Annotated in this window: 10 protein-coding genes and 1 pseudogene; 6 read left to right on the forward strand and 5 right to left on the reverse strand. The window is 61.8% G+C overall.

What is annotated here, in order from left to right:
- Window positions 1-175 precede the first annotated feature (175 nt).
- Window positions 176-1,306, forward strand: a complete 1,131-nt coding sequence (locus OKW41_RS19840) for an IS110 family transposase (RefSeq protein ID WP_429573705.1) — start codon at window positions 176-178, stop codon at window positions 1,304-1,306.
- 232 nt (window positions 1,307-1,538) lie between these two features.
- Window positions 1,539-2,677 (forward strand): annotated as a pseudogene (locus OKW41_RS19845) (IS3 family transposase); the annotation flags it as partial.
- A gap of 587 nt (window positions 2,678-3,264) precedes the next feature.
- On the opposite strand, the gene OKW41_RS19850 reads toward OKW41_RS19845, so the two are convergent.
- Window positions 3,265-3,528 (reverse strand): hypothetical protein, encoded by a 264-nt coding sequence (locus OKW41_RS19850; protein ID WP_429448306.1) that lies wholly within the window; start codon window positions 3,526-3,528, stop codon window positions 3,265-3,267.
- Window positions 3,529-4,078: 550 nt separating this feature from the next.
- Here OKW41_RS19850 and OKW41_RS19855 point away from each other — a divergent pair.
- A complete protein-coding gene (locus OKW41_RS19855) occupies window positions 4,079-6,511 on the forward strand; it encodes a WD40 repeat domain-containing protein (RefSeq protein ID WP_429573706.1) in 2,433 nt (810 codons plus the stop codon).
- Window positions 6,512-7,110: 599 nt separating this feature from the next.
- On the opposite strand, the gene OKW41_RS19860 is transcribed toward OKW41_RS19855, so the two are convergent.
- Window positions 7,111-7,650, reverse strand: a complete 540-nt coding sequence (locus tag OKW41_RS19860; protein ID WP_429573707.1) for an SRPBCC family protein — start codon at window positions 7,648-7,650, stop codon at window positions 7,111-7,113.
- A 535-nt stretch (window positions 7,651-8,185) separates the two neighbouring features.
- On the opposite strand from OKW41_RS19860, the gene OKW41_RS19865 reads away from it, so the two are divergent.
- A complete protein-coding gene (locus OKW41_RS19865; RefSeq protein WP_429573708.1) occupies window positions 8,186-9,883 on the forward strand; it encodes a sialidase family protein in 1,698 nt (565 codons plus the stop codon).
- 435 nt (window positions 9,884-10,318) lie between these two features.
- Window positions 10,319-10,807, forward strand: coding sequence for an NUDIX domain-containing protein (locus OKW41_RS19870; protein ID WP_429573709.1), 489 nt, complete (start codon window positions 10,319-10,321; stop codon window positions 10,805-10,807).
- Window positions 10,808-10,882: 75 nt separating this feature from the next.
- Here OKW41_RS19870 and OKW41_RS19875 read toward each other — a convergent pair whose 3' ends face one another.
- Genes OKW41_RS19875 through OKW41_RS19885 form a run of 3 tightly spaced genes read right to left on the reverse strand, consistent with a single transcriptional unit; the run spans window position 10,883 to window position 11,679 of the window.
- Window positions 10,883-11,158 (reverse strand): hypothetical protein, encoded by a 276-nt coding sequence (locus OKW41_RS19875; protein WP_429573710.1) that lies wholly within the window; start codon window positions 11,156-11,158, stop codon window positions 10,883-10,885.
- A 39-nt stretch (window positions 11,159-11,197) separates the two neighbouring features.
- The gene (locus OKW41_RS19880) at window positions 11,198-11,407 is read right to left on the reverse strand and encodes a hypothetical protein (protein WP_090811076.1); all 210 of its coding nucleotides are present in this window, start codon (window positions 11,405-11,407) and stop codon (window positions 11,198-11,200) included.
- A 26-nt stretch (window positions 11,408-11,433) separates the two neighbouring features.
- Entirely contained in the window at window positions 11,434-11,679 is a 246-nt protein-coding gene (locus OKW41_RS19885) for a hypothetical protein (protein ID WP_429574347.1), read from the reverse strand.
- A 309-nt stretch (window positions 11,680-11,988) separates the two neighbouring features.
- On the opposite strand from OKW41_RS19885, the gene OKW41_RS19890 reads away from it, so the two are divergent.
- Window positions 11,989-12,306, forward strand: coding sequence for a hypothetical protein (locus tag OKW41_RS19890; RefSeq protein ID WP_429573711.1), 318 nt, complete (start codon window positions 11,989-11,991; stop codon window positions 12,304-12,306).
- The last annotated feature ends 15 nt before the right edge of the window (window positions 12,307-12,321 follow it).

Consider the following 12,321-nt stretch of genomic DNA (forward strand, 5'->3'; position numbering starts at 1 on the left):
ATCTTGCTCGCCGCGCACTTGAGGCTCCAGATCACGGTTAAGTAAGTCAGTATGACTCCCGTTCGGCAAGGCTGGCCGCCGAGGGGAATTAAGCGCGGGTTAGCATTGCTGCCAGAGCCGCATTGAGTGGGGACGGAGCCACCGCTCAACGGTCTGTTCCGACACGGAGGCCAGCGTGGAAAACGATAGCACGTTGTACGTAGGACTGGATGTCCATAAGGATTCGATCACGGTTGCGTACGCGATCGGCATGAGCGAAGTTGAACTGTTTGGCAAGGTCGGCGCCATGCATATTGATATCGACCGGTTGTGCAAGAAGTTGCAAACAAAGGCGCGGCACATCTGCTTTGTCTATGAAGCGGGGCCCTGCGGATATGGGTTGTACAGGAGGCTGATCGATAAAGGCTTCGACTGCATGGTCTGCGCACCGTCACTCATTCCACGGAAACCGGGAGATCGCGTCAAAACAGACCGTCGCGACGCGATCAAGCTAGTGCGTTCGCTACGCGCCGGCGACCTCTCGGCCGTACATGTGCCATCGGTTGAAGACGAAGCGTTCCGAGACCTGGCACGCGCCTGGTCAGCTGCCAGGGAAGATCTGAAGGCCGCACGCTGCAGGCTCAAATCGTTTCTGCTTGCCCACGGCGTTCGTTACCTTGGTCACCCCAACTGGGGGCCCACCCACCGACGCTGGATAAGTACGTTCTCGTTCGACAGCGCATGGCAACAACTGGCGTTCAATGAACACCGGCGCACGATCGAAGACCGGCTCGCGCAATGTGAAAGGCTGGAACTGGCATTGCGTGAATCTGTCACCAGCTGGCGGTTTTACCCGGTCGTACTCGCGTTGCAGGCTATGCGCGGGATTAACTTCACGTCGGCGATCGGCCTGGTCTCCGAGCTGGGTGACCTGTCGCGCTTCGAGCATCCGCGACAGCTGATGGCGTGGCTCGGCGTGACGCCTTCTGAGCACTCCTCAGGCGGAAAGCGACGCCAAGGAAGCATTACCAAAACAGGCAACAGTTATGCGCGCAAGCTATTGGTCGAATCCGCCTGGAGTTACCGCCATCCTGCCCGCGTGAGCATTGACATCCAGCGCCGGCATGAAGGGCTACCCAAGCCGATAATCGACCGTGCCTGGGACGCGCAACTAAGACTGTGCAGGCGATATCGCAAGCTCGTCGCCAGAGGGAAGACCGCGCACGTGGCCATCATCGCAATTGCACGCGAGCTGGCGGGCTTCATCTGGGACGTCGGCCGATTGGGAATGACGCTGGCTTTACCGCCAAGCGCGCAATCCGCATGAACAAAGGGCTGTACGTAAAAAGACCAACCAGTATCAAGAGTTTCCTGAAGGCGGCGCAGCCCGGTATTCGAGTAACCCGCGACCACGTTTGGCAACGGCATCAGTCGACTTGCGTAGTAAGGAAGCGGCAGGCTCATGAGACGGACCTCTGTAATGCGGCAACCAACCCGCGAATGTCTGAAGTTGACCCGCGAAAACGGACACCTATGCTTTTGATCAGGAGGTGTCGAAAATGGGCAGGCATCGTACCCCATACCCTGTGGAATTCCGGGCTCACATGGTCGAGCTGGTTAAGGCCGGAAGAACGCCTGAGGATCTGGCGCGCGAGTTCGAGCCGACCGAACAGACGATCAACAACTGGGTCGCGCAGGCCGATCGCGATGCGGGTGTGCGTCACGACGGGCTGACCACGGCCGAGCGGCAGGAACTCACACGGTTGCGTCGCGAGAACCGGCAACTGAAGATGGAAAGGGACATTCTCTCGCAGGCCGCGGCCTGGTTCGCGAGGGAGACGGGAGCCGTTCCGCCGAAGGGCGGTACGGATTCATGAGAGCGAACCGGGCCAGGTGGCCCATTGCCACGATGGCACGGCTGCTCAGGGTCTCCGCGAGCGGCTACTACGCATGGCTGGTGCGTGAGCCATCGAAACGCTCGTGTAGCGATGCGCAACTGCTCGAGCGCATCCGCACGCTGCATGCGAATTCACGCGGCACATATGGGGCGCCACGTATCCATGCGCAGCTCGCGTGGGAAGGCGTGCATGTGGGATGCAAGCGGGTCGCACGTCTGATGCACCTGGCCGGCCTGCATGGTGCGAGCCGGCGGCGCTGGCCACACACCACGCGGCAACGCGCGGGGGCTCGGCGCGCTCCGGATCTGGTGCGTCGGCACTTCTGCGCGGAGGCGACAAACATGCTGTGGGTGGCGGACGCCACCTACATCCCGACTGGCGAGGGGTTTCTGTATCTGGCCGTAGTCCTCGACGTGTTCAGTCGCCGAATTGTAGGCTGGGCGATGTCAAGCCATCTGTACACCGAACTGATGCTGCGCGCACTCGATATGGCGTTGCTGCAGCGACGCCACGAGGGCGTAATTCTACATTCGGACCAGGGATGCCAATACACCTCTATTGCATTCGGACGGCGCTGCCGCGAAGCCGGTGTGCAACCGTCGATGGGGACGGCCGGCGACGCGTACGACAACGCGATGTGCGAATCGTTCTTCGGCACGCTTGAAGCGGAGCTACTCTCGCGAGAACTCTTTGCGACTCGTGAACAGGCCCGGCAACGCATCTTCTGGTTCCTGGAGGGCTGGTACAACGTACGCCGCTTACACAGCGGCATTGGCTATCGTTCGCCGCTTGAATTCGAAAACCTCAACGTTAAAAGGCAAACCGTATCGCCTTGCGGGTTGTCCACCGGCGGGCAGCGTCATGGTCGTGAGAGGCGACCCGCCGCCCGCCCGTGGACAACCCGCGACTCAACACTCAACGGAGGTTAGATCGCATCAAATCGCAGGCTGCAAATCCGTCCGTCGAACCGGGTCAACCTCAGTCAGCGTGATCCACCGTCGAGTTTTACTGCTACGCCGCCTTCAGGAAATTTGCTTTGACCATGGAGTAAATGGTGAAAACCGATCCAGATTGACACTGGGAGTCATATCAGCGAGGGAACAGTCACAACGACGCGTGTGCCGTCGCGACCCTCAAAGAGCCGTACAGCGACATCATCTTCGCCTATGTCCGTGCGGACTGAACGCAATCCGACTTCGGCTCAAGCTCGTGCAGCTCCGAGTGCTCGAATGTTCTGCCTGGCATTGTTCATAGTCGCGAGCGGACCGGCCGCTTACTGAGCGGAGCCGACGTCTGAATGTCCCAGCAACGATGCACGCGATTGACGCCTCATGGCCGGGAGTCGCCTCAGCCGGATATTGAGGCGTGTGCCGCGCCTCACAGCGATCTAGCGCTTCTGTCTGAGCAAGTCAAATTGGCGCTGTTGTCTCAGCGAATTCAGTTCGCGCTGCTGCCTCAGCAAATCCAGGTCGCGCTGTTGTTTCAGTAATTGGAGTTGTTCGTTCTGGAGTTCGATCTGTTGCTTCTGCGCTTCCAATTGCGCTCTATAGGCCCCCATGCTTTGGTCAGCCACCGCTCCCTGCGGGTAATTCTGCGCATAGGTGATGGAACAGCCAGCCGCCAATGTCGCAGCAACGATAAGTGCTTTCATCATGCCCCTCGCACGGATGCTCCTTTGAAATATCTTAGGCCAGAAAGGCCGGGCATCGGCGGGACCGACGTGGCTATCGGCGTCGTGCCTGGATCGGTGATTGCGTATGTTGAGCGAGCGGCGTGCTTTTCGCCGTGGCAACGAGAGGCCGGGATCGACGGCGGATTCAACCGGTCGATGCAACACACTGAAAGCTGCGTGTGCAGTGGGAGTGTTGCATTCACCGGTTGAATCCGCCACCCACTCCGGTCATTGGTGCCGACGCTACATCAACGGCAGCTTGCTCCCTTGTCAGCGGACACTGGTGCGCACTGATGTGCTGTTTCCTGGAATCGAGTGCGTGGTGTGGCGTGAGACGATGCGACCGGGAGCCCTCAGACGTCTGGGCAACGGTGTGTGGCGAGCGATTTCTTTGCGAATTGGCCATGTGCGAATTGCTTTCGGCTCGGCGCGGACGACCTTTCCTATCGATGGACTTGCTGCGGGCGCAAGGAGGTTGCACGCGCGGAGCGCAAGTCGCAGTTGCAACAAATCGTTGAGGATCAAGCCCATGTCAAGCAAGAGCGGGCACGGACAGGGCGCGCAGCGACGCATCCAGGTACTGATTGGCGCAATCGTATTCATTCTAATTGTGACTTCCGGGTGGATCATTCACCAGACTCGGACGGTCGCACGCCAGACTTCCCTTGCGTTGGCGTCGGCCGCGACGACGGCGAACGACGCGGGAATTTATGACCGCGCAATGCGCTTCGCGATGCTGGGGATGGGCAACGGTTGGCTCTCCCCGGGATCGGTAGAAGCAGAGCTTGAGCTTATGCGTGGCGCGCAAGCATCAGTGCAGATTGCGTTGCTCGGCGGCCATCAGAATGCGGTTGATTCCGCCGTCTTCAGCCCGGACGGTAAGCGGGTGGTGACCGCGTCCTGGGATGGGACAGCGCGGGTGTGGGACCTGGCCACGGGTAAACAGATTGCGCAGCTCAGTGGCCATCAGAATCTGGTCTATTCTGCCGCCTTCAGCCCGGACGGCCGGCGGGTGGTGACTGCGTCCGCGGACAGGACCGCGCGGGTATGGGACGCGGCTACGGGCAAACAGATTGCGCAGCTCAGCGGGCATCAGGATCTGGTTTATTCCGCCGCCTTCAGCCCGCACGGCCGGCGCGTGGTGACTGCGTCCGCGGACAGGACCGCGCGGGTGTGGGACGCGGCTACGGGCAAACAGATTGCGCAGCTCAGCGGGCATCAGAAACCGGTTTTCTCCGCCGCCTTCAGCCCGGACGGCCGGCGCGTGGTGACCGCGTCCGCGGACAGGACCGCGCGGGTGTGGAATGCGGCGACCGGCCACGTGATCGCACAGCTCACCGGGCATCGGGAACCGGTAAGCTCCGCGGTCTTCAGCCCGGACGGCCGGCGCGTGGTGACAGCGTCCGATGACAAGACGGCGCGGGTGTGGGATGCGGCGACCGGCCAGGTGATCGCGCAGCTCACCGGGCATCGGGGACCGGTTTTCTCCGCGGTCTTCAGCCCGGACGGCCAGCGCGTGGCGACAGCGTCCGATGACAACACCGCGCGGGTGTGGAACGCGGCGACCGGCCAGGCGATCGTGCAGCTCACTGGGCATCGCGGACCGGTGAGCGCCGCCGCCTTCAGCCCGGACGGCCAGCGCGTGGTGACCGTGTCCGATGACAAGACGGCGCGAGTGTGGGATGCGGCGACCGGCCAGGTGATCGTGCAGCTCACCGGACACGAGGGGCCGGTGAATTCCGCCGCCTTCAGCCCGGACGGTGAGCGGGTAGTGACTGCGTCCCGTGATAGGACCGCGCGCGCATGGGACGCGGCGATGGGCATCTTGCTGCTCAGAGGGCATCAAGGCTCAGTTATTTCCGCCGCCTTCAGCCCGGACGGCCAGCGGGTGGTGACCGCGTCCCGTGATAGGACCGCGCGGGTGTGGGACGCGGCCACCGGCAAACAGATCTTGCTCCTCAGCGGGCATCAGGGCCCGGTTGATTCTGTCGCCTACGGCCCGGACGGCCAACGGGTGGTGACCGCGTCCCGGGACGGGACCGCGCGAGTGTGGGACGCGGCTACGGGCAAACAGGTCGCTCAGCTCGGCGGGCATCAGGGATGGGTTTGCTTCGCCGCCTTCAGCCCGGACAGCCAGCGGGTGGTGACCGTGTCCTGGGATGGGACCGCGCGGGTGTGGGACGCAGCCACCGGCAAACAGATCTTGCTCCTCAGCGGGCATCAGGGCCCGGTTGATTCGATCGCCTACAGCCCGGACGGCCAGCGGGTGGTGACCGCGTCCCGGGACGGGACCGCGCGGGTGTGGGACGCGAGCACGGGCAAACAGATCGCGCAGCTCAGCGGGCACCAGGATCGGGTTCATTCCGCCGCCTTCAGCCCGGACGATCGGCGCGTGGTGACCGCGTCCGCGGACGGGACCGCGCGGGTGTGGGACGCGGCCACCGGCAAACAGATCGCCCAGCTCGGTGGGCATCAGGGATCGGTTTTCTCTGCCGCCTTCAGCCCGGACGGCCAGCGCGTGGTGACCGCGTCCGCGGACGGGACCGCGCGGGTGTGGGACGCGGCGACCGGCGAGGTGATCGCGAAGCTCACCGGACATCAGGGACCGGTTTTCTCCGCCGCCTTCAGCCCGGACGGCCAGCGCGTGGTGACCGCGTCCGCGGACAGGACCGCTCGGGTGTGGGACATGGCGACTGGCCAGGTGATCGCGCAGCTCCGCGGGCACCAGGGACCGGTAAGCTCCGCCACCTTCAGCCCGGACGGCCAGCGGGTGGTAACTGCGTCCGCGGATCAGACCGCGCGGGTGTGGCCTATCCGATGGCTCATGCAGAAGCGAGGTCAGAGCCTGGCTAAAGCCGTGTGTAGGGAAAAGCTCGTGGGAGCAAACCTGCTCACAACCGATGATGAAGCTGCTCTTTCTCTCGTACGCGGGCGCCGGGGCGAAAACGTATGTGGATCGTAACTTGCCGACCGGTCGGAGCGAGCTGCAACGATACGTTTGGCCAGCGCGACCAATTGCTTGCCAATCTTCCTGACTAGCTTCACATCGAAGTCCGCGGCCATGAGCAGGTCCATCGCCTACTCGTAGGTCGGCTCATGTTTTCCTTTGCACCGTGAGCCGCTCATCCGGCGTTCATTGCGTTGCATCGACCGGTTGAATCCGCCAGTGCAATCGAAATCGGCCGCTCAGGCAGTCGAGGGTCTTGTTTGCTCACTTGACACCGGGCCCGCTAATGGGTGTCAACGATCACATCGAAGCGGAAGCCGTCCGCCATGACGTCAAGGCCGCATTAGCCACGTTCCACAAACCGCGATACGAGCAAGCCGATGGAAGTACAGAGCGCATTGATTCACGTCTTCGACGGCGCCGATCGGGTCTGCGAAAAGGTCTACTTCGACCACGAGACAGTCCTGCGTCGGCTCGGCGCTGCAAGGCCCGCGGGCTGTCTTTCGTCCCTTTCCATGCCATCCGCCAACCTGTTGGCAAGCCATCGATGCACCAGCGCTGCGTCTGCCATGTCGGGAAGCGGGCGAGCCATCCGATTGCCGGTGCACTCCGGTCTACGGCATCGTTTCCAACGTTTTCTTCAGCCGCGCGACTGCCTCTTCGGACTCCTGCTGGATTCGCGCGCGCACGAACAAGACATTCACCGCTGCAAACCATAGTGACGGGGAGCGGTACACGAACTCACGCTCAAATCGCGTCCCGGACGCTACGGGCCTCAGGGAGTAGCTCACCACGCCGGCGGACTTGCCATCTATCGTGCCGACGATGACCCATTTGCGCGGACGGTCCCGCACCGCAACCGTCCACACGACGCTTCCCCGCCGACCCGCCACGCGAAATTCTTCCACGACCTGTTCGCCAACGCTCAACGGGTGGTCGGTCGCCCCCCTTACCGATAGTGAAGACGGGTGCCAATCGGGCCAGTGCGCCGGTGTCGTCACGTAATCGAAAACGACCAAATCCGGTTGCTCGATCAAGATCACGGTGACAATCTTCGTCGTCAGGTCGACGGACTCAGGCAGCGGTAGAGCAAGCAGGACAGCGGCCGCGAAGGCTGCCATGATCGCGCCGATCCATCTCAATGGCCATTTCATCTGCGACTCTTCGAAGTATCGCGCACACGTGGACTGCCGGGCCTCTAAACAGGCTCGAAAGCTCTGCGGGTTCCCCAACCTGATAACGGCGAAGCCGGACCCGGATCGAGGCACGCGCCGTGCGCCGATAGTACCGCCTTGCGGCGCTCGTTCCGGTCAGACACATCTCGCCAGTTCACCTCGTCAATGTCGTCCGGCCCGGTCATCTAAAACCAGGGCGCCAATGCAGTGACCTCCTTCCTGCCATGAACCTGGTCGGCGGCAGTTGTGCCATCGAATCTGATTTGAGGCGTCATGCTGCTTCTACAAGCGCATACATGCTTCCATCGTCCTTCTGCAAGCCCCATACCACATCAATATAAATAAGGATGGGGCCTCCCAAATAGCATCCGTCAGGAAATTTTCACACAAACCCGGCGCCCGCGTCCTAGTGTGTCTCCATGGTTGGGCATCGGACGTGCATCGATGCAACTCTCGAGGGGCGGTAGCAAGAACAATCGGTTTTCACATGGGTGCCGGTGACGGATGCCCGCCAATGCGCAAGCGTATTACCCTTTTCGCGAGGCATGACATGACATCGATTTTCAGACGGCTATCCCGTTCTGCTTCCCGCGGCTTTGCAGGTGGCAGCGTCATCGCGCTTACGTGCGCGATCGTCCCAGGTGCCGAGGCGCAAGTGGTCGGCCCGCTCGTCACGGTGGCCGCGGGCGATCCATTCAGCGGATGCACTGCGGACCAGCTTAACGCACAGGAGTCCGCATTCGGGAGCGTGCTGTTTCCGGCCACGTCGATTGAGCCATGGGTGGCGGCCGATCCGACCAACCCGTCCCGCCTACTCGTCGGCCATCAGCAGGACCGCTGGGACGACGGTGGCTCACGCGGACTCGTCGGCGTCGTCTCCACCGATGCGGGCAGCACATGGACCAATACGATCCCATCCGGCGTTACCGATTGCACCGGGGGCAAATTTCGTCGCGCCTCCGATCCGTGGGTAGACTTCGCGCAAGACGGAACCGCGTTCTTCTTCTCGTTGGTGTTGGACCCGATGAAGCCGACGACTCCGTTTGGGGCGCGCAATAGCGGCTTGCTGGTCAGCCGCTCAGTCGACCACGGCGCGAGCTGGCAGGCTCCCGTGACGCTGGTCCGCAACAACTCGCCGCACGTGCTAAATGACAAGAACTCGCTCACGGCCGATCCGACCGCGAACGGTTACGTGTATGCGGTGTGGGATCAGCTGAGCGTTTTCCCGCCCACCAAGGACGGCGCCCAGTTGCTCGCGGAAAACGATGGTGTCGTAATCGCGCGCAATTTGCGCAACGCTACGGCGGGCGGTGCCCCGGTCTTCAAGTTCAATTTTACCGGCCCGAGCTTCTTCTCGCGATCCACTGACAATGGTGTGACCTGGAGCACGGCCGCCCCGATCTACCAGCCGGGCACGAACAAACAGACGATCGACAACATCGTGCAGGTGTTGCCTGATGGGACCCTGCTCGATTTCTTCACCGGGATCAATGTCACACCGTCGGGTCTCAGCATCGGCTATATCAAGTCCACGGATAAGGGAGCGAGCTGGAGCGGGCCGGCGTTCGCCAACGATATTCAGGTTTTTAATAACTCCGGAGTGGTCACTCCGGACACCGGCCAGGCGGTACGCGATGCCGCCATTCTCTACAGTGTCGCTGTGAATCCAGTCACGGGGGCAATCTATCTCGCCTGGCAGGACGATCGCTTTTCGACAGCCATGTGCACCACGCCCACTGGGAAAATCCCGATCGACGGGATCGTCTTCAGCGAGTCGGATAACGGCGGGGCCACCTGGTCGACGCCGGTGATGATCAACCAGACGCCGGCGAATGCCGCGAACCCGTGCCGACAGCAGGCCTTCATCCCTGCGGTGGTGGCGTCGGGCGATGGCAAGACGATCGTGGTGACCTACTACGATTTTCGTCACGACACGAACACACCTGCCGGCTTCGAGGGCACCGACTATTTCGCGGTCTTCTGCACTCCCTCCACCGCGTGCACGAAACCCGCCAACTGGAGCAAAGACAAAGAGCAGCGCCTGACCACAGACTCGTTCAACATACTTAACGCTCCCGTGGCGCGTGGCCATTTCCTCGGCGATTACATGGGCCTGACTGCTAGCGGGCCCACGACCGTGTACCCGGTATTCGGCATTGCCACAGGTCCCAACGTGACAGCCGAATTCACCCGTCAGATCACATTGCCATAAGCACAAGCGGCGGCGACTCGAGGAGGTCGCCGCCCAGTCCCCGCAACAGCTTTGATGGGAATAGAAATGAGCGAGTTCGTTGCGAAATCGCGCGACCATTCGAACTCCACAACTGTATCCAGGCGTGAACATCACCTGACCGATCGTCTCCGTGTTAAAGGCGCAGCGATTCACGCCCGGTTCGCGAAGCCTTTCGCCGCTTCCCGGAAGTTTGGCTGCTGTTCAGACGCTCGCTGAGTCGAGATATGTGACCTACGTCAGGCTCATCAACGCCGGGGGCGTCAGCGAACCGCAATTGCCACTCTCGATCGGCGATATCTGAAGCCGGGACGAGGCTGGTCGCCCGCCGTGGGACCGGCGGCGGCCGGCAGCGAAATGGGGGGTGTGCTGGCGAATCGGAAGCTCCGTTGACAATGAAAGGAAAGGATAAACCTCATGCCGAGCGTTGAGCGCGCCCGGGTGGCTGCGCTGATCGACTCTGTTTGGCGCATGGCGCTTCGCCTCGGATTTCCGCTGGCCCGCGCGTGGTGGCGCCTTCGACGCCCTCGCCATGAGGGCGCGTTAGTAGCAATCTACGTCGGTCGGTCGCTGTTGCTGCTGAAGTCGTCGTACCGCGCCGAATGGGGGTTCCCGGGCGGCAGTATCCGGGCCGGTGAGACACCTGCTGCTGCGGCGCTGCGCGAGATGGAAGAGGAGATCGGACTTGCGTCTCACCCCTTACTGCCGGCAGGCAGCGCCGCCGGCATGTGGGACGGGCGAAGAGACCGGGTGCATTTCTTCGAACTGCGCCTCGATTGCCTACCCGAACTGCGGCTCGATAATCGCGAGATCGTCGCCGCGCATCTGGCGTCGCCGGAGGAATTGCCTGGCTTCGCCGTAACAAGCGCGGTCGCTGCGTATCTCGGCAGGGATGTCTGCGGCTAGTCGAGCCGTTTTTCTTGCATGCCCGTTCGAGTCCGCGTGATGCTGCGCGAGGCGCGGGCCTTCCAGGCATCAGGGTTACAGCCCCACGGTTTTTAACGCTTCCAGATTCGCTAGCATGGCATCGATGAGAGCGCGAGCCTTGCGATCGACGCACGTGAGAGCAACACTTTCCGACTCGTAGGTAACGGCATCGGCTAAGTCACCGGTGACGTGCTGTTTTCGTGTCCTTCTACGCAACGACCACGTGACGCGATATGTCAGCGCGATTCCATCGGACAAACGGGCCGTCCGCGGCTCCATGTGCGCTTCGATGACGAATCCGCGATAACGCCCGACAATGTGATGTTTCATTGATTGACTTCACCGTCTTTCGCCTTCATCGCTCGTCTCTCAATGCACGACGCCAAAGAACAGAATTGCGCCTTCGGCCGGCGTCAGGCCCGCCTTGAAGTAGCCTTCGAGCCGGTCGGCTGTCGCTTCATCGAGCGTGAAGGGCGGATGGACGTAGCCTACGGCGAATGCATGGTCGTACCAGTCGTTGAGCCACGCGCGCAGTTCTATCACGTCCTGCGGCAGTGTGTTCGAAGCATCGTCGTGCATGTGCGTTTCCCCGGCTGGCTGAACGATCAGGCCGCCATGCGGCCTATCCCCATTTCCGGACGGCGCTGGCCCGGCGGAAACACGTGCCATGTGCCGTCGGCATGGCGAAAGAAGAAGAGTGAAAACGCCCCGGTCGGCAGATCGATTCGAATGCACACCCGGCATGTTCCACCCGAGCGCGAGCGGTTCAGCAGACGCATGCGCGCCCCTCGGAGCCCCGTCGGGCCAACGAGTTTTTCGACCTGAGAACGCAGCGATGTGTTCCCCGCCATGATTTTCCCCGCGATGCACGATGATTCGATGCTATGGCGATCGGTGCGTGCGTCCAATCGGCGCCGGCCGGAATGTCGTTTCAGGAATCGCTGGTTTCAGCCGTCAGGACTTCCTGAACCGGAAGAGCATGTAGAACGGCATTTAAGGGTTCTTACCCATCTGGGGGGCTTTCGCCATGAATGGCACTAAGGATTTCCTGACACGCGAATCAGGAAGTCACACCCTGATTTTCCAGCTTGCGCTGAATGCGACACACATTCTGCTCGTAGATGATGAGCCATCGAAATGCAATGTCGAATTGATGCAACATGATCGGCTATCTATCGGAGCGGGAAAACGTCATCGAGCAAATCGACGCGATATGTCTGCGACTGTTCGACACCTGGTGCGAGACGCGCAGCGTGACATCGCTTGCGTATTTGATGCACTGCTGGCCATTGATAGACAGCACGACCAACGCGCTCAGGCGCCTGGGCGAAACCATGCGCGAGTTGCGGCGCAATCACGCGGACCAGATCGACGAGTATGACTTTCGCGCGCTGTGCGAGGTGGCCGACCTCATCGACGAACTGACCTTGCCGCGCACGGTCCGACTGATCGCGGTGGCGGCCGAGGTGCCGCACTAGCGAACGGCAACGCCG

Source organism: Paraburkholderia sp. UCT70, assembly GCF_050434085.1.
Taxonomy (GTDB): Bacteria; Pseudomonadota; Gammaproteobacteria; order Burkholderiales; family Burkholderiaceae; genus Paraburkholderia; species Paraburkholderia tuberum.